16 protein-coding genes (1 of these 16 cut by a window edge) are annotated in these 16,349 nt (G+C 68.2%); 11 read left to right on the top strand and 5 right to left on the bottom strand.

Going from position 1 to position 16,349, the window contains the following annotated elements; translation table 11 throughout:
- Both ada and ABNQ38_RS29305 read left to right on the top strand, forming a co-directional pair.
- Positions 1-582 carry the 3' portion of a bifunctional DNA-binding transcriptional regulator/O6-methylguanine-DNA methyltransferase Ada gene (gene ada, locus ABNQ38_RS29310; RefSeq protein ID WP_377810838.1) on the top strand. 507 nt of this gene lie to the left of the window's left edge, so only the last 582 of its 1,089 coding nucleotides appear in the window; the start codon falls outside the window, past its left edge; its stop codon occupies positions 580-582.
- Positions 582-1,277 (top strand): 2OG-Fe(II) oxygenase, encoded by a 696-nt coding sequence (locus ABNQ38_RS29305; protein ID WP_377811128.1) that lies wholly within the window; start codon positions 582-584, stop codon positions 1,275-1,277. Before ada ends, ABNQ38_RS29305 begins: the two co-directional genes overlap by 1 nt.
- A 4-nt stretch (positions 1,278-1,281) precedes the next feature.
- Here ABNQ38_RS29305 and ABNQ38_RS29300 read toward each other — a convergent pair whose 3' ends face one another.
- Genes ABNQ38_RS29300 through ABNQ38_RS29285 form a run of 4 tightly spaced genes read right to left on the bottom strand, consistent with a single transcriptional unit; the run spans position 1,282 to position 5,079 of the window.
- Positions 1,282-2,100 (bottom strand): ABC transporter permease, encoded by an 819-nt coding sequence (locus ABNQ38_RS29300; RefSeq protein WP_377810837.1) that lies wholly within the window; start codon positions 2,098-2,100, stop codon positions 1,282-1,284.
- Positions 2,097-2,861 (bottom strand): ABC transporter ATP-binding protein, encoded by a 765-nt coding sequence (locus ABNQ38_RS29295; protein ID WP_377810836.1) that lies wholly within the window; start codon positions 2,859-2,861, stop codon positions 2,097-2,099. Before ABNQ38_RS29295 ends, ABNQ38_RS29300 begins: the two co-directional genes overlap by 4 nt.
- Positions 2,862-2,884: 23 nt before the next feature.
- Positions 2,885-3,862 carry a YVTN family beta-propeller repeat protein gene (locus tag ABNQ38_RS29290; RefSeq protein ID WP_377810835.1) on the bottom strand — a complete coding sequence of 326 codons (978 nt, stop codon included), beginning with the start codon at positions 3,860-3,862 and terminating at the stop codon, positions 2,885-2,887.
- Positions 3,859-5,079, bottom strand: coding sequence for an ABC transporter substrate-binding protein (locus ABNQ38_RS29285; protein WP_377810834.1), 1,221 nt, complete (start codon positions 5,077-5,079; stop codon positions 3,859-3,861). Before ABNQ38_RS29285 ends, ABNQ38_RS29290 begins: the two co-directional genes overlap by 4 nt.
- A gap of 245 nt (positions 5,080-5,324) precedes the next feature.
- Here ABNQ38_RS29285 and ABNQ38_RS29280 point away from each other — a divergent pair, with 245 nt between their 5' ends.
- The 6 genes from ABNQ38_RS29280 to ABNQ38_RS29255 all read left to right on the top strand — a co-directional run bounded on the left by ABNQ38_RS29280 (position 5,325) and on the right by ABNQ38_RS29255 (position 11,239).
- Positions 5,325-6,200, top strand: coding sequence for a transporter substrate-binding domain-containing protein (locus ABNQ38_RS29280; protein WP_377810833.1), 876 nt, complete (start codon positions 5,325-5,327; stop codon positions 6,198-6,200).
- Between the two features lie 69 nt (positions 6,201-6,269).
- Entirely contained in the window at positions 6,270-7,124 is an 855-nt protein-coding gene (locus ABNQ38_RS29275) for a quinoprotein dehydrogenase-associated SoxYZ-like carrier (RefSeq protein WP_377810832.1), read from the top strand.
- A complete protein-coding gene (locus ABNQ38_RS29270) occupies positions 7,121-8,086 on the top strand; it encodes a quinoprotein relay system zinc metallohydrolase 1 (RefSeq protein WP_377810831.1) in 966 nt (321 codons plus the stop codon). Before ABNQ38_RS29275 ends, ABNQ38_RS29270 begins: the two co-directional genes overlap by 4 nt.
- A 238-nt stretch (positions 8,087-8,324) precedes the next feature.
- Entirely contained in the window at positions 8,325-10,088 is a 1,764-nt protein-coding gene (locus ABNQ38_RS29265; RefSeq protein ID WP_377810830.1) for a methanol/ethanol family PQQ-dependent dehydrogenase, read from the top strand.
- Between the two features lie 206 nt (positions 10,089-10,294).
- The gene (gene pedF, locus ABNQ38_RS29260) at positions 10,295-10,723 is read left to right on the top strand and encodes a cytochrome c-550 PedF (protein ID WP_377810829.1); all 429 of its coding nucleotides are present in this window, start codon (positions 10,295-10,297) and stop codon (positions 10,721-10,723) included.
- A gap of 57 nt (positions 10,724-10,780) precedes the next feature.
- Positions 10,781-11,239, top strand: coding sequence for a cache domain-containing protein (locus tag ABNQ38_RS29255; RefSeq protein WP_377810828.1), 459 nt, complete (start codon positions 10,781-10,783; stop codon positions 11,237-11,239).
- A 122-nt stretch (positions 11,240-11,361) separates the two neighbouring features.
- Here ABNQ38_RS29255 and ABNQ38_RS29250 read toward each other — a convergent pair whose 3' ends face one another.
- Positions 11,362-13,158 (bottom strand): tetratricopeptide repeat protein, encoded by a 1,797-nt coding sequence (locus ABNQ38_RS29250; protein WP_377810827.1) that lies wholly within the window; start codon positions 13,156-13,158, stop codon positions 11,362-11,364.
- Positions 13,159-13,348: 190 nt separating this feature from the next.
- On the opposite strand from ABNQ38_RS29250, the gene ABNQ38_RS29245 reads away from it, so the two are divergent.
- The 3 genes from ABNQ38_RS29245 (at position 13,349) to ABNQ38_RS29235 (ending at position 16,348) form a co-directional block, all read left to right on the top strand.
- A complete protein-coding gene (locus ABNQ38_RS29245) occupies positions 13,349-14,359 on the top strand; it encodes a L,D-transpeptidase (protein ID WP_377810826.1) in 1,011 nt (336 codons plus the stop codon).
- A gap of 103 nt (positions 14,360-14,462) precedes the next feature.
- Positions 14,463-15,332, top strand: a complete 870-nt coding sequence (locus ABNQ38_RS29240) for a branched-chain amino acid ABC transporter permease (protein ID WP_098737640.1) — start codon at positions 14,463-14,465, stop codon at positions 15,330-15,332.
- Positions 15,329-16,348, top strand: a complete 1,020-nt coding sequence (locus tag ABNQ38_RS29235) for a branched-chain amino acid ABC transporter permease (protein WP_109048311.1) — start codon at positions 15,329-15,331, stop codon at positions 16,346-16,348. Before ABNQ38_RS29240 ends, ABNQ38_RS29235 begins: the two co-directional genes overlap by 4 nt.
- Position 16,349 lies beyond the last annotated feature (1 nt).

Here is a 16,349-nt window from a genome sequence, read left to right as displayed (position 1 = left end):
TCCGGACGGTTCTACGAAACCGCGGGCGCGCGGCTGGGAATGACGCCCACCAGCTACCGCAGGGGGGGAGCGGGGGAAACGATCCGCTTCGCGGTTGGCGTTTCCTCGCTGGGTTCGATCCTGGTGGCGGTGACGGAGCGCGGGGTGTGCGCAATCCTGCTCGGCGACGATCCCGACCTGCTGCTCCGCGATTTGCAGGACCGCTTTCCCAGGGCGGAGCTGATCGGGGGCGATCCGGCTTTCGAGGCCACGGTGGCGCAGGTCGTGGGGTTCGTCGAGGCGCCGGGGACGGGCCTTGCCCTGCCACTGGATATCGGCGGCACCGCTTTTCAGCAACGGGTATGGCAGGCGCTGCGTGCCATTCCGGCCGGCAGGACCGCCAGCTATGCCGAGATCGCCACTGCCATCGGCGAGCCGGCGGCGGTGCGGGCGGTGGCGCGCGCCTGTGGGGCCAACCCGCTGGCGGTGGCGATTCCCTGCCATCGGGTGGTGCGGTCGGATGGTGGCCTGTCCGGCTATCGCTGGGGCGTGGAGCGCAAGCGGGACCTGCTGGACCGCGAACGCAAGGAGGCGACACGGTGATGGCGCTGGAGGATCTGGACTGGACGCGCATCGGCGCGGAACTGGAGTCGGTGGGCCATGCCGTTGTGGGGCCTCTGCTGGATGGGGAAAGCTGCAAGGCCTTGGCGGGGCTTTATGGGCAGGACACCCCCTTCCGCAGCCGGGTGGTGATGGAGCGGCACGGCTTCGGCAAGGGCGAGTACAAATATTTCAGCCATCCGCTGCCGGAGCCGATTGTGGCGTTGCGCGGGCCGCTCTACCGCCGGCTGGCACCAATCGCCAACCGCTGGGCCGCCGCGATGGGGCTCGACACCCGCTATCCGGCGGAGCATGCCGGGTTTCTGGAGCGCTGCCATGCGGCTGGACAGCGTCGCCCCACGCCGCTGCTGCTGAAATACGGTCCCGGCGACTACAACTGCCTGCATCAGGATCTGTATGGCGAGACGGTGTTCCCGTTGCAGGTTGCCATCCTGCTGTCGGCACCGGGAACGGACTTCACCGGCGGCGAGTTCGTCCTGACCGAGCAGCGGCCGCGCATGCAGTCGCGCGCCACCGTCGTGCCGCTGGGGCTGGGGGAGGCCGTGATCTTCGCGGTGGACCAGCGCCCGGTGCAGGGCACACGTGGGTTCTACCGCGTCCGTCATCGCCATGGCGTCAGCCCGGTGCGGTCAGGTGCGCGCTACACGACGGGCATCATCTTCCACGATGCGGCTTGAGACGTCACCCTGCTGCCGACGGTGCCCGCGATCCCATGCCGCGCGCGGGCGAGTAGCCGCGCACTGCCAGGGCAGCGAACAGCAGGGTGGATCCGGCGACGACCGCCAGCGCCATCCCGTCGATCCGGCCATAAAGGGCGAAGCGGATCAACTCCACCCCATGGGTGAACGGGTTGAGGCTGCACAGCCACCACAGCAGCGGGCCGGCCTCCTCCATGCGGTAGAGCGGATAAAGCGCGGAGGACAGGAAGAATAGCGGGAAAACGACGAAGTTCATCACTCCGGCGAAATTCTCCAGCTGGCGGATGGTGGAGGCCAGCACCATGCCGAGCGCCCCCAGCATCAGTCCGTTCAGCAGCAGGGCCGGCAGCACGGTCAGCGGCGCCCAGGCCGGAAGGTCGATGCCATAGAGCCTGACGATCAGCAGGAAGGCCGCCACCTGGAGGATCGACACCACCACCCCGCCCAACAGCCGCGCCACCAGCAGGAAGGCGCGGGGCAGCGGGCTGGTCAGCAGGATGCGCATGCTGCCCATCTCGCGGTCGTAGACCATCGACAGCGACCCCTGCATGCCATTGAACAGCTGGATCATGCCGATCAGCCCGGGCACGATGTAGACCTCGTAAGGGATATAGGTCTCATAAGGCGGGATGATGGCGATGCCGAGCGCCGCCCGGAACCCTGCGGCGAAGACGAACAGCCAGACCAGCGGGCGGACCAGAGCGCCGAGGAAGCGTTCGCGTTGGTGGATGAAGCGCAGCATCTCACGCGCGACGATGCCCTGGAAGGCGATTCTCCAGACTATCAGCTGCCGTCCGGTCATGCCGCGACCTCCATGTCGGCGGCGGGTCGGGCGGCCGTCAGCCGGTCGAAGCTCTCCGCCACGGTGGCGCAGCCGGTCTCGGCATTCACCGCGGCGACCGGCCCGCTGGCGCGCACCCGGCCACGGTGCAGGACCACCACATGGTCGGTGGCAGGGTCGATCTCGTCGATCAGATGGGTCGCCCACAGCACGGCGATGCCGTCCTCCGCGCACAGGGCGTGGACATGGCCGATCAGGGTGCGGCGTGCGGGGATGTCCAGTCCGACCGTGGGCTCGTCCAGCAGCAGCAGGGTCGGGCGGTGCAGCAGGGCGCGGGCTATCTCCACCCGCCGGCGATGGCCGCCGTTCAGCGCCCGCACCTTCTCGCCCCGCCGTTCGAACAGCGACAGACGGGTCAGTTCGGTCTCGATCCGCCGGTCGGCCTCGCGGCGGCCGATGCCATGCAGCGAAGCGAAATAGCGCAGGTTCTGCAAAACCGTTAGGTCGAGGTCGAGGGTGGGCTGCTGGAACACCACGCCCAGCTCCGCCAGCGCCTTGCCCGGCGCCTGCGCGATGTCGTGGCCGTGGATGCGCACCCGCCCGTCGGTCGGTCGCAGCAGCCCGGTGGCGAGCGCGAACAGCGTGCTCTTCCCCGCCCCGTTCGGCCCGAGCAGGCAGGTGAAGGCGCCGGGCATCACGCGGAAGCCGACATCCTCCAGCGCAAGGCGGTTTCCGCCATAGCCGTGGCGCAGCCCCTCGACCTCCAGTGCCGGCACCGTCATTCCGCCTTCCCCTTATCTGTGCCTCAGCCCTTGACCGCCACGCCCCAGGGGTAACGGCCGACCTTGACGGTCTTGGTCACCTTCAGGCTGTCGACGTCGATCACCGACACGTCGCCGCTGACGCCGTTGGTGGTGTAGAGCATCTTCTGGTCCGGCGTCAGCGCCAGATGCCAGACGCGGCGGCCGACCAGCAGGTAATCCTTCACCTCGAAGGTCCTGGCATCGACCACCGCAACGTGGTTGGCCGGGCCGAGCGCCACGAAGGCATAGCGGCCGTCGTCGGTCAGCTTGACGCCCACCGGCTGGATGCGGTCCTTGGCGACGCCCTTGATGTGGAAATCGACGACCTTCTTCACCTGACGGGTGGCGGTGTCGATGACGCTGACCGTGCCGCCGATCTCCGACGACACCCACAGCTGCGAGCCGTCCTTGGTGAACTGGGCGTAGCGCGGGCGGGGGCCGACCAGCGTGTTGTCGACCACCGCGCGTTTTTCCATGTCGATCCAGTGGACCATGCTGGTCGTCTCGGAGGTGTTGACGCCCCAGCGGCCGTCGGGACTGACGTCCATTCCCTCCGGCTCCACCCCGACATCGACCTGGAAGGCGACCTTGCGGGTCGGCACGTCGACCACGGTGACGATGTTGCTGTCCTCGTTGGCGATGATCAGGCTCTTGCCGTCGGGGCTGAGGGCGAACTGTTCGGGATCCTCGCCCGACGGCAGGTTGTGGACCACCGTCTTGCTGGCAAGGTCGAAGACCTGCACCGTGTGGTCGTCGCTGGCGCAGATGAACAGCTGGGTGCCGTCCCTGGACAGGGTGATGCCGCGCGGGCGCTTGCCGACCTTGATGGTGTCGGTGACCGCCATGGTCTTGCCGTCGATCACCGACAGCGTGTTGTCCTTCTCGTTCGACACATAGATGGTCTGGGCCGAGGCGGCGGACGCCAGGGTGGCGGCGATCAATGCGGCCAAGGAAATGCCGGTGAAGCGGGCGGCGGTCATGGCGTGGTTTTTCCTCGCGTCTTGCAGAGCGTTTCCGGTTGGTCGTAACCCAGGCTGTCCAGTTCGGTCCGCGGGTGCAGGAAGCCTTCCTGCGGCGACACCGACACCAGCGAGCGGTCGGCGGCCAGCAGCACGGGCTGGCGCAGCTGCCCGTCCCAGGGCCGCAGGCTGAGCGGTGCGCCGCGGAAGGCGGACATGGAGAAGTCGGGCGACTGGATGAAGGCGATCAGGCGGTCGGGATCGGCGGTGCGGGCACGGGCGGCGGCCTCGCCGACCACGCGGACTGCGGTCCAGTCATTGTGATCGCGCGCTGTCATCGGGCGCTTCGCCGCCGCCTTGAAGCGGGATTGCAGCTGTGCCGCCCCCCATTGCTCGTGCGTGCGGTGCCAGACGGTGGGGACCAGCCCCTGGGTGCCGGCGACCGGGCGCGGATCGGCGGTGCGGTAGGACAGATAGTCGCCGAACTCCCCGACCTCGTCGGCGACGACCAGCACGTCATAGGCCTTGGCCTGGGTGAAGACCGGGATCTCGGATTCGGCGGTGCGGTTGACGTCGCTTTCCGCCGTCCACTCCTTCTCCGCAACGATCTGGGCGCCGAAGCGCTTGGCGGCGCGGCGGACGGCATCGGCGTACAGCTTGTCCTCCGGCCGGCGGCCGGTGACCAGGAACCAGCGCGGCCAGCGTTTCTTCACCAGATATTGCCCGAGCGCGTCGGCCAGCATCGCCCGGCTGGGCGCCACATGGACGAGGTTGGCGGCGCAGGCCCCGCCGCGCAGGGCGTCGTCGGGCGCGGTGGCGTTCAGCAGCAGGAGGTTGCGCGCCTCCGGCAGCTTCGACAGCGCCTCCACCGTGGCGCCCGGCGCATCGACGACGACGAAGCGGTCGCCGCGGCCGGCCAGTTCGCGCAGGGCCGCGGCGGCATCGCCGTCCGGCGCAACCTCCACGCTGTCGAGCACGAAGGACTGCTTCAGGAACTTGCCGGTCGTGTTGTTGTCGGCGATGGCGAGCGATGCCCCGGCCAGACCGTCGTCGACCGCCGCCTCGTCCGGGTTGGCGACGGAGGGCGGCGGCTCGGGCGTCTGCGACAGGAAGCCGATGCGGATCTCGCCCACGGCGTCGGCGGCTGTACCGACACCGGGCGCCCCGGCCAGCAGCAGGGCGCCGAGTGCCGCCAGCGACACGCTGTTGAGAAGGCGGGGCAGGCGGAGCTTGGTCATCGTATCCGTCGGAATGCCAACAGTTTGGAGTGCAGCCTATCGGGCGGCGCACAACTCCGGAATGCGACTATGGAAGCATGGACAAGGGACGGGGTGGGCAGCGCCGACCGGCCGAGGCCCGCCGACCGGGGACTGCGGGACGGGCCGGAGGGCGTCTTGTACGAAAGTCCAATTATTGGCGCTACGGAGCGATGGCTATCCTGCCAGCCCGTTCCCCGATGAACCCACCACTGCCAGGACCTGCCATGGCGATTGTGACACGCCGCCGTTTCCTGTCCGGACTGGCCGCAAGCTGTGCGTCCGCCGGGGCTGCGTCCACGCTTGGCGCCCGGCCCGCTGCCGCCCGGCCGCTGGACGAGGTGATGGAGCGCGGGCGGCTGCGCGTGGCGGTCTATCGTGAGTTTCCACCCTTCTCCTTCCAGCGCGACGGCACCCTGGTTGGCATCGATGTCGATCTGGCGCGGGCGATTGCGGGGAAGCTGGGCGTCAAGGCCGACATCTACGAGCAGATACCGGGAGAGACGGTATCGGACGATCTGCGCGTGGCGGTGTGGCGCGGCAGCCTGTTCGGCGGCGAGCTGGCCGACATCATGATGCACATCCCCTATGACAAGCGCTTCGGTCTGATGAATCCGGAGGCCGTGCTGTTCGGCCCCTATCATCAGGAGGTCTTCGCGCTCGCCCGCGATCCGCAACGGGTGCGCTCCGCCGTGCTGGCGACCCTGCCGGACGAGCCGATCGCGGTGGAGATCGACAGCGTTCCCGATTTCTTCCTGCTGGGCTTGCAGGGGGGCCGGCTGCGCAGCCGCATCATCCATTGTCCGACGCCCGAGGCCGCCATCGAAAAGCTGACTGCCGGCGAGGCGGCGGCGGTGCTGGCGCCGCTGAGCCAGGTGCAGGCGGCGCTCGGGGCCAGGATGGAGCAGTTCCCGGTCACCACCGTGACCCTGCCGGGCATGATGACCTCCAGCTGGAACATCGGCATGGCGACCAAAGAGAACTCCCGCGACCTCGCCTACAGCATCGGCGACGCGGTGACGGCGCTGACCGAGGACGGAACGATGGCCAAGATCTTCGCCGCCTATGGCGTCACCCACACGCCGCCGCCGCTGGTGGAGTGAACCGGCGGCAAAAGAACGGTTTGCCGGTCGAGAGACGTGGGCCATGAGAAAGTGAGTCGGGAGGGGTGGATGGGATACACGCTGCGCCATGTGGGACTCGCCGGTGCGATGCTCGCCGTCGCCACCCCCGCCTTCGCCGCAAGCTCCCCGTCCGATCCGCTGAAGTCCGTGATGTGGGACATCCTGCGCGACCAGTATTTCGCCGGCGCTCCGGTGGTGTTCGACGCTGCGGTCAAGGTGACCGCTCCGGCGGCGGCGGAAGACACGCGCGCGGTGCCGCTTTCCGTCGATGCCACGGCGCTGGAGCGGGTGGTGGAAATGGTGGCGATTGCCGACCTGAACCCCTTCCCGCTGGTGATGCGCTACCATCCCGGCAATGCGGCGCCCTACATCGCCACCCGCATCAAGATCCAGCAGGCCACCGCCGTGCGCGGCGCGGCGCGGACCGCCGACGGGGTCTGGCATGTCTCCGGCGTGCTGGTCGACGCGGCGGGCGGCGGGTGCAGCGCGCCGCCGGCATCCTATGCCCAGAAGGACTGGGCCGATCATGTCGGCGAGGTGCAGGCCCGGCTGTGGCCGGCGGGCGAGGACGGGGTGGCGCGGCTGCGGCTGCGCATCCGCCACCCCAACGACACCGGGCTGGTCGACGGCATTCCGGCCTATTTCGTCGAAACCCTGCAGGTGGATGCGCAGACCCCCAGCGGGGCGCCGACGCTGGCGCGCATCGACAGCCTGGAGCCGGTGTCGGAGAATCCGGTCTACTCGCTGGACATCCGCCCGCCGCCGGACGCCACGGCACTGATTCTGCGCGGCCGGGACAACCAGGGCGGCGAGATCAGGGCGACCATCCCGATGCCGCCACCCGGTGCCAAACCGGCAATGTCCCTGAAACCTGCCGGGCAGCCGTGGAGTGTCGGGCAATGAGCATGCCGCTGCTGCGCCGGCTGGCGCTGACCGCTGTCCTCACCGCATCGCTGGCGGCCGGTACGATGGCCGGTGCGGCACAGGCCGCCGGGACGCCGACCTACGATCTGAAGCCGACGAGGATCGCCCCCGACACTTACGTCTTCGAAGGCTCCACCAAGCATTTCACCCGCGCCAACGGCGGCAACATCCTGAATTCCGGCTTCATCGTCACCGCGGATGGGGTGATCGTCATCCAGACCGGCCCGTCCCGCCGCTATGGCGAGGAGATGCGCGCGGCCATCCGCAAGGTCACCGAGAAGCCGATCCGCAAGGTCTTCATCAGCAACCTGCATCCGGATTACTGGCTGGGAAACCAGGCCTTCGCCGATGTGCCCGTCGCGGCGCTTCCCGGCACCATCGCCGGCATCCAGGAGGAGGGCAACGGCATCACCGAGAACATGTACCGGCTGGTCGGCGACTGGATGCGCGGGACCGAGGTGACGCTGCCGACGGAGCCGATCTATGGCTCGACCGTGAAGTTCGGCGACCACCGCCTGCGGCTGATCCCGCTGAGCGGCCACACCGCCGCCGACCTGATGATCCTGGACGAATCGACGGGCGTGCTGTTCTCCGGCGGCGTGGTGTTCTGCGACCGCACCCCGACCACCCCGCACGCCACCGTCGCCGACTGGCTGAAAGAGCTGGACGCGGTCGATGCGCTGGACATCCGGCTGCTGGTGCCCAACCACGGGCACATCCGTCCCGACAAGGCCTGCGTCGCCCAGACCCGCGACTGGCTGACCTGGCTCGACGGCACGCTGCGCCATGCCGTGGAGTCCGGCCTCGATATGGCCGAAGCGCTGGAACTGCCGATTCCGGAGCGGTTCCAAGTGCTTGACGTGCTGCGGGAAGAGTATCGCCGCTCCGTCGCCCATCTCTGGCCGAAGATCGAGCAGGCAAGTCTGCCGCGGGTCAATTGACGGTCCGGTGATCCGGAAGAGAACTGACGCTTACGCCTGCTACTATCCGACAATTTACCTGACAGATCATCCGTCTACACTGCCGAATATCGTAGAGCGACGCGGCCCCTCCGGCCGCCAAAAGCTTGAAAAAGCCGCCCCGATTCCGTTCGCCACCGCCGGACCCGCCCGTCCGGCGGCAACGGGCGGGTCTTGCCCGGGCGGTGCCGTCATCATCAGTTTTGGGAGGCAACCGCACATGAAGCGCCTGGTTACAAGTCTCGCCCTGGCAGCCTCGCTGACCGCGTTCAGCGCCACCGGCGTCCTCGCCGCCGACGCCGGTGGCCCGTCCAGCGACGATCTGCTGAAGAGCGCCACCAACACCGAAGCGGTCCTGACCTATGGCATGGGGCCGCAGGCCCAGCGCTTCAGCCCGCTGACCGACCTGACTGCCGACACCGTCAAGAAGCTGGTCCCGGTCTGGTCCTTCTCCTTCGGCGGCGAGAAGCAGCGCGGGCAGGAAGCCCAGCCCATCATTTATGACGGCACCATCTACGTCACCGGGTCCTATTCCCGCCTCTATGCGGTCGATGCCCGCACCGGCCACAAGAAGTGGGAATACAACCACCGCCTGCCTGACGGCATCATGCCCTGCTGCGACGTGGTCAACCGCGGTGCTGCGATCTACAAGGATAAGATCTACTTCGCCACGCTGGACGCCCGCCTCGTCGCATTGAACCGCGAGACCGGCAAGGTGGTGTGGAACAAGAAGCTGCAGGAATACAAGGAAGGCTATTCCAATACCGCCGCCCCGCTGATCATCGACGGCAAGATCATCACCGGCAATTCCGGCGGCGAGTTCGGCGTCATCGGCATGGTCGAAGCCCGCGATGCGGAGACAGGAGAGCTGGTCTGGCAGCGCCCGACCATCGAAGGCAATATGGGCACGCTGAACGGCAAGGACTCGACCGTCACTGGCAAGACCAACGCCAGCTGGCCCGGCGACATGTACAAGACCGGCGGCGGCGCCACTTGGCTGGGCGGCACCTACGACCCGGAAACCAAGACGCTGTTCTTCGGCACCGGCAACCCGGCGCCCTGGAACTCGCACCTGCGTCCGGGCGACAACCTCTACACCTCCTCCACCTTGGCCATCAATCCGGACAACGGCGAGATCAAGTGGCACTACCAGACCACGCCGCATGACGGCTGGGACTTCGACGGTGTGAACGAGTTCGTGTCCTTCGACCTGAAGAAGGACGGCAAGGTCATCAAGGCCGGCGGCAAGGCCGACCGCAACGGCTTCTTCTACGTCATCGACCGCACCAACGGTAAGCTGATCAACGCCTCGCCCTTCGTCACCAAGATCACCTGGGCCAAGGGCATCGACATCGAGACCGGCCGTCCGATGTACAACGACGACAACCGTCCGGGCGCCCCGGCGACCGCCGATGCGCATGACGCAAAGGGCAAGTCGGTGTTCGCGGCCCCGGCCTTCCTGGGCGCCAAGAACTGGATGCCGATGGCCTACAACCCGCAGACCGAGCTGTTCTATGTCCCGGCCAACGAGTGGGGCATGGACATCTGGAACGAGCCGATCACCTACAAGAAGGGTGCGGCCTATCTCGGCGCCGGCTTCACCATCAAGCCGCTGTACGACGATTACATCGGTGCGCTGCGCGCCGTCGATCCGAAGACCGGCAAGATCGTCTGGGAGTACAAGAACCCGGCCCCGCTGTGGGGTGGCGTCCTGACCACCGCCGGCAATCTCGTCTTCACCGGTACGCCAGAAGGCTATCTGAAGGCCTTCGACGCCAAGTCCGGCCAGGAGGTCTGGAAGTTCCAGACCGGCTCCGGCGTGGTCGGCAGCCCGGTCACCTGGAAGATGGATGGCGAGCAGTATGTCGCCGTCGTCTCCGGCTGGGGCGGTGCGGTGCCGCTGTGGGGCGGCGACGTCGCCAAGCTGGTGAAGGACATCAACCAGGGCGGCTCGCTCTGGGTCTTCAAGCTGCCGAAGGCCTGACATCAGGCGCTGACAGGCGGGAGGACGGCGGGCCGGAGCGATCCGGTCCGCCCATTCCCGTGTCTACGGCCTGGGAAGTCATTCTTCTCACAGATTTGACCATGTCCTACCATAGTCCAATTATTCGTGGGTTCCACTGCTGATAACGTCCGCTCATGCGAAGCAAAGGCCGCAGGGCGGCCAGAAACAGAGGGAACGTCTTTCTCATGAATGCACGGATTGTTCGGCTTGCAGCCGCAATTGGTCTGATCGGCGCCGTCGCTGTTCCCGGTCTGGTTTATGCCCACGGCGATGTCGTCCCGCAGCCGGTGGACACCACCGGGCTGGACAAACTGGGTGAAAAGTGGCGGGACAGCAATCCCTACCGCGGCAACCCGCGCGCCATCGAGATCGGTTCGTCCGCCTTCAACCAGAACTGCGCGCGCTGCCATGGGCTGGGCGCGGTGTCCGGCGGCATCGCCCCCGACCTGCGCTACCTTGAGAAGGGTGATGCCGGCGACGAGTGGTTCAAGGAGCGCGTCACCAATGGTTCGATCCGAAACGGCGTAACCTACATGCCGCAGTTCGGTGAAGCGCTGGGGCAAGAGGCGCTGTGGTCGATCCGCTCCTGGCTGGAAACCGTGCACGAGGAGTGACCCCCTGCCGGATCGTCGGCTCCTTCCCTTTATTCCTCTCTTCCAAGGTGGTCATCCATGATTCGCAGAACCGCATCCCTGGTCGCCGTCGCGGCAGCCCTGCTGACCGCACCGGCCTTCGCCGCCGATCACGCCACGCCTGAACAGGCCAAGTCGCTGGTCGCCGAGGCCGTCGCCTATTTGAAGGCCAAGGGGCCGGACGAGGCGACCAAGGCCTTCCAGGACCCCATAGGCAGCTTCCGCCGCGGTGAGCTGTATGTGTTCGTCTTCGACACCGACGGCCGCTATGTCGCCTCCGGCGCCAACCCGAAGCTGGCCGGCTCCAACGCCGCCGATCTGAAGGACGCGGAAGGCAAGCCCATCGTCCAGGCGATGATCACCGAGACCAAGGAAAAGCCGAACGCCGTCATCGACTATGTCTGGCTGAACCGCCAGACCAACAAGGTCGAGCACAAGCATTCCTACGTCACCCGCGATGGCCGTTACATCGTCGGCGCCGGGACGTACGATCAGTGACGGCCTGAGACTTCCGCCGTCGGATAGCGTCTGAAACAATTCCGCCCGGCCCCTGTACGAAGGTCTGCTTCGTACGGGGGCCGGGCGGACGTCTGTCTGGAGGGCAGGGGAGGGGCCGGGGTTCAGTACAGCTCCTGCGCCTCGCGCGCATAGTCCAACAGCTTTTCCACCGACCGCGCGCGGTCCGCCGTTTCGGCGAAGCGGGTGCGTGCCGCCTCGGCAGCCTGCGCCCGTGCGGCGGCATCCTGTCCAAGCGTCGCGGCGCGGTCCAGGAAGGCGGCCTCGTCGGCAACGGTCGAGGCGGCGTCGACGATGCCGGCGACATCGCCCTGGGCATAGCTCACCACCGGCAACCCGTCCGCCAGCGCGAAGGCAGCGCTGCCGCCGCCGCCCTGGCGCGGCGGGTTCAGATAGGCGGTCGCCACGCCATACAGCCCGCGAATGGCGTCGACGTCTCCCAGCGCATGCATCCGCGCCGCGTTGCGGGCGGCGGCGATCCGGCCCGGCAGGTCGGTCACCGCGCCGGCGAAGGCGACATGCGCGTCGGGCACGCGGTCGAGCAGGCGGTCGAGCGTTTCGAGGAACTCCGGCCCGACCTCCTGATCCAGGCGGTTGCCGACGACGACATAGAGCGGCCCGTCGGCCGGCAGGCCGAAATCGGCGCGGCTGCGTGCCGGACCGGCATCCGGCAGGGTCCAGCCGAAGGAGAAGGGACGGAAGCGCGCCCGCGCCTCCTCCGGCCAGCCGGCGGCGCTGTCCTCCGGGGCATAGCCCAGCAGAAGCGTGGCGAGCGAGGGCGGCAACCCGCTGGAGGTCGGCAGGAACACCACCGGCCGGCTGCGGGCGAACAGATCGGCCACCGTGTTGGAGCCGCCAAAGGCAACGATCACATCGGGATCGAAGCGCTGCACCGCATCGACGATGGCAGTCAGCTTCTCCTCGTCGAAACGCGGCTGCGGGAAGGACAGCATGCGGACCTCGGCGCCGAAGGCGGTCAGGGTCTGTTCGCCGTCATATTCCGCGGTGACGTTGTAGCTGTATTCGGGAACGAAGCCGTTCTCGCCTTCCACCGCCATGGCGTTGGGGTTGACGATCAGCACCTGGCAGCCATGGTGGTCCTGGAGCCGGCGGGCATAATCGAAGGCGTCGGCGGTCGGCTGATGCCCCTCGCCCAGCATCTGGTTGGTGATCAGCGCCACCCGCCTCACCGCAGTGCGCGGCGCCACCCGGCGCAGTCGGGTGTCGAGGCCGTAGCGGCGCGCCGTCTCCTCCACCAGCAGGCGGTAGAACCGGCGGAATTCGCCGGTGGTGAAGGCGCTGACATCGCCCTTGCGCGTGTCGCCCTGGAACAACCGCATGGCGATGCCCCAGTAGGCGTAATGCATGGACGGGATGGAGAAGCGCAGCGGGTCGTCCAGCGCCGTGTTCACCAGGACGCGGTAATAGGCCACGTCGCCGGTCAGCAGGAAAAGCAGCGACTGGCGCCGCATCACGTCGCCCATGGTGTAACGGGCATCGACCTCGGCGGCGGCGGCGGCGCGGATGTCGTCGTCATAGCGGCGGATCAGGTTGGCGAGCGCCCCGACATTGCCCCAGCCCTCTCCTTCGTTGGTCAACAGGGTCAGGGCGCGGGCGAAGCTCATCGCGGCCTCGCGGTGGCGGCCGGACGCGTGCAGGGCATGACCCAGATTGGCATGGAACAGCGGGGAGCCGTCATCGCCGGCCACGGCCTGCGCGATGCGGTCCACCGCCTCGTCCGCCCGGCCGGATTGCAGCGCGATCACCCCCAGCAGATGCAGGGCGTCCGGATGGCCGGGCGACGCGTCCAGCACGTCGCGATACAGCCGTTCGGCCTCCGCGGTGCGGCCGGCGCGGTGGTGTTCCGTTGCGACGGCCAACGTCTGCTCGATCTGGTCCATGATGCACGTCCTTGCTGTCCGGGGCGGCCCCGTTCCCCGGCGACCGTCGTCCCATGCTGTTTACCCTGTTTTAGGGGACACGCGATCAACTTTCCGCATGCATGGATTTACGACCTTTCGGGGAGACCGCGGCCGCGGCGTCATCCTCCGACCGACAACAGCCGCCACCGCCATCCTGGCACGGTGTCTTTTGTGGGCCCTCCTCGCCCTCGCCGGGATCGCCGGCGAAGGTTTGGCCCAGGCGGCCGATCCGGGACCGGCCGATCTGGGAGCGGGCGGCCGGTCGATCGCCATCAGCCTTGCCGACCGACGCCTCTATCTGACGGATCCCGATGGCGGAACCCGCAGCTTTCCGGTCGCCATCGGCCGTCCCGGCGTGCCGATCCCCGTCGGCGACAGCAGCATCCAGCGCAAGCGCCGCGACCCGACATGGCGGCCGACCGCCAACCAGCGACGCGACAACCCCGCCCTGCCGCGGGCGGTTCCGCCCGGACCGAACAACCCGCTGGGCCGGTTCGCGCTCGATCTCGGCTGGCCGGCCATCGCCATCCACGGCACCAATGACCCGGACTCGATCGGCACACGGGCCAGCGGCGGCTGTTTCCGCATGCTGCCCGCGGACATCGAGACCGTCTTCGCGGCGGCGGAGGTCGGCATGCCCGTGCGGGTGGTTCGGGAGTCGCTGGGCGGTGGCAAGCCGTCGCTGCCAGCTTCCCGGCCGTCCGGGACGGTTGCGGTCGCGGTCAAGACCGCACCGCCGCCCCCACCGCCGTCCTTTGCCGCTCCGGTGCCTGCGACCGCCATCGCCAAGCCACCGGAGCCGCCACCGGAGCCGCCGCCAGCGCCGATCGCCGATCCGCGCTGTGCCACTGTGACGGCGCCACTGCGGCGGATGATCTGCGACGTCCCGGCGCTCGCATTTCTCGACGGCCGTGCCCGCGGAACGCAGGACCGCTTTCTGGCCGGCATCGCCGATCCGGCGGCCCGCGCCAGCGCGGCCTATGAACTGATTCAGGACGAGCGCCGCTTCCACGAGCGGATCGCGGCACTCTGCTGGATTCGCAGCGGGACCGAGCGAGACCCGGCGGTGGCTGCGGCGGCGCAGTCCTGTCTGGCGACCGCACTCGACCGCCGGTTGAATGACGTGGCGGAGCGTATCGCGAGCCTGCGCGGCGGGACCCGGATTGCCGGCCGGCCATAGCGGGATCGGGACGAATCGCGTTGCCGGCGGTCGTTCTGGCTTGCCTGCATCCCCCTTGGACTGCTAACCCGCAGAACCCAACCGTTCGGACAATCCGCCGCCCATGCCGATCGACTATTATTTGAACATCGCGGCCTCCGGCCTGCTGACCGGCCTGGTCTACGGGCTGGCGGCGCTGGGGCTTTCGGTCATCTTCGGCGTGGTGCGCGTCGTCAACTTCGCCCATGGCGAGATGATGGTGGCGGGCATGTACGGCGCGGTGCTGCTGGGCGGCTGGCTGGGCCTCGACCCGCTGCTGTCGGCCCCGCTCATGGCGGCGCTGCTGTTCGCCTGCGGCTGGCTGTTGCAGCGCGGGCTGGTGAACAAGTTCGTCGAGCGGCCGGAGCACATGCAGTTCATCCTGCTGCTGGGCATCGCCACCATCCTGGTCAACGCCATGCTGATGCTGTTCGGCCCGGACGCCCGCAACGTCCAGGTGCCCTACAGCTTCGACACGGTGGAGATCGGGTCGATGCTGCTGGATGCCGTGCGGCTGCGTGCCGGGGCGGCGGCCATCGTGGTGGCGGCGGCGCTGTTCGCCTTCTTCCGCTTCAGCCGCACCGGCAAGGCGATCCGCGCCTGCGCCGACAATCCGCTGGGCGCCCGCGTGGTCGGGCTGAACATCGACGGACTCTATGCCCTGACCTTCGGCATCGGCGCCGCGGTGGTCGGGGTGGCGGGTGCGCTGATGACGCTGCTGGTCGATGCCCGACCGCAGCTGGCGCCGGAATACACGCTGCTCAGCTTCATCATCGTCATCGTCGGCGGGCTGGGCAGCCTGCCCGGCGCGCTGCTGGGCGGCGTGCTGATCGGCATGTCGGAGGCGCTGGCCGGCTTCCTGCTGACGCCGTCCATGAAATCCCTGTTCAGCTACGGGGTGCTGATCGTGGTTCTGCTGCTGCGCCCGCAAGGGCTGTTGGGGAAACGGTCATGAGCGGGCTTTCGGGCGTGATGTTTTCCGGGATTACCGGGCGCGGGATGGCGCTGCTGGTCCTGGCGGCGCTGGGGCTGGCGGTGGCGCCTTTCGTTGCCGACCGTTATCTGGTGTCGGTTCTGACCACCGTGCTGTGGTTCGCCTATGTCGGGCAGGCATGGAACGTGATGATGGGCTTTTCCGGCCTGCTGTCGCTGGGCCATGCGCTGTATGTCGGCCTCGGCGCCTATGTCAGCGCGGCGCTGTTCGTCCATTTCGGCATCGGCCCCTGGGCCGGCATGGTCCTGGCGATGCTGGTCGCGGTGGTGGCCGGCTGCGTCATCGGCTTCCTGGGCTTCCGCTTCGGGGTGAAAGGCGTGCATTTCGCCCTGCTGACCATCGCCTTCGCCGAGGTGGCGCGCATCGGCTTCGACCACATCACCTGGGTCGGCGGGTCCGGCGGCTTCTTCCTGCCGGTCGAGGCGGGGGCGAGCGATCCGCTGAACCTGCGCGGCTCGCCGGTGCTGTTCTATTACGTGGCGCTGGCGTTGGTCGTCGGCGCGCTGTTCCTGTCGCGTGCCCTGCTGCACAGCCGGCTCGGCTACCAATGGCTGGCGGTGCGCGAGGAACCGGACGCGGCGGAGGCGTCGGGCGTCGACCTGTTCCGCGCCCGCATGACGGCGGTGGCGGTGTCCTCCGCCCTGACCGCGCTGGGCGGCGTGTTCCAGGCCTTCTATTTCAACAACCTGTTCCCGGAGCAGGTCTTCTCGATGGGCCGGTCCATCGAGATCATCCTGCCGGCCATCGTCGGCGGCATCGGCACGCTGGTCGGCCCAATCCTGGGCGCCTTCATCCTGACGCCGCTGGGCGAGGCGCTGACCTTCCTGATCGAGGCCGGCGGGCTGGACCTGCCCGGCCTGAAGCAACTGTTCTATGGTGCGGCGCTGGTGGTGATCGTAGTGTTCCGGCCGGAGGGCGTGTGGCCCTGGCTGGCCCGCCGCCTGCGTCTTGTCCGTCAGCCGGGGGAGGGCGCCTGAG

Origin of the sequence: Azospirillum sp. A29 (genome assembly GCF_042604625.1) — a bacterium.
Classification (GTDB): Bacteria; Pseudomonadota; Alphaproteobacteria; order Azospirillales; family Azospirillaceae; genus Azospirillum; species Azospirillum palustre.
Note: the sequence above shows the minus strand (reverse complement) of the source record. Positions and strands in the feature narration are given on the sequence as shown.

Excerpts from the sequence above, each read along its gene's own strand:
- ABNQ38_RS29305 (WP_377811128.1), top strand. The coding sequence starts at position 582 with ATGGCGCTGGAGGATCTGGACTGGACGCGCATCGGCGCGGAACTGGAG.
- ABNQ38_RS29265 (WP_377810830.1), top strand. The coding sequence starts at position 8,325 with ATGAAGCGCCTGGTTACAAGTCTCGCCCTGGCAGCCTCGCTGACCGCG.
- ABNQ38_RS29290 (WP_377810835.1), bottom strand. The coding sequence starts at position 3,862 with ATGACCGCCGCCCGCTTCACCGGCATTTCCTTGGCCGCATTGATCGCC.
- ABNQ38_RS29270 (WP_377810831.1), top strand. The coding sequence starts at position 7,121 with ATGAGCATGCCGCTGCTGCGCCGGCTGGCGCTGACCGCTGTCCTCACC.
- ABNQ38_RS29295 (WP_377810836.1), bottom strand. The coding sequence starts at position 2,861 with ATGACGGTGCCGGCACTGGAGGTCGAGGGGCTGCGCCACGGCTATGGC.
- pedF (WP_377810829.1), top strand. The coding sequence starts at position 10,295 with ATGAATGCACGGATTGTTCGGCTTGCAGCCGCAATTGGTCTGATCGGC.
- ABNQ38_RS29250 (WP_377810827.1), bottom strand. The coding sequence starts at position 13,158 with ATGGACCAGATCGAGCAGACGTTGGCCGTCGCAACGGAACACCACCGC.
- ABNQ38_RS29300 (WP_377810837.1), bottom strand. The coding sequence starts at position 2,100 with ATGACCGGACGGCAGCTGATAGTCTGGAGAATCGCCTTCCAGGGCATC.
- ABNQ38_RS29240 (WP_098737640.1), top strand. The coding sequence starts at position 14,463 with ATGCCGATCGACTATTATTTGAACATCGCGGCCTCCGGCCTGCTGACC.
- ABNQ38_RS29285 (WP_377810834.1), bottom strand. The coding sequence starts at position 5,079 with ATGACCAAGCTCCGCCTGCCCCGCCTTCTCAACAGCGTGTCGCTGGCG.
- ABNQ38_RS29255 (WP_377810828.1), top strand. The coding sequence starts at position 10,781 with ATGATTCGCAGAACCGCATCCCTGGTCGCCGTCGCGGCAGCCCTGCTG.
- ABNQ38_RS29275 (WP_377810832.1), top strand. The coding sequence starts at position 6,270 with ATGGGATACACGCTGCGCCATGTGGGACTCGCCGGTGCGATGCTCGCC.
- ABNQ38_RS29280 (WP_377810833.1), top strand. The coding sequence starts at position 5,325 with ATGGCGATTGTGACACGCCGCCGTTTCCTGTCCGGACTGGCCGCAAGC.
- ABNQ38_RS29235 (WP_109048311.1), top strand. The coding sequence starts at position 15,329 with ATGAGCGGGCTTTCGGGCGTGATGTTTTCCGGGATTACCGGGCGCGGG.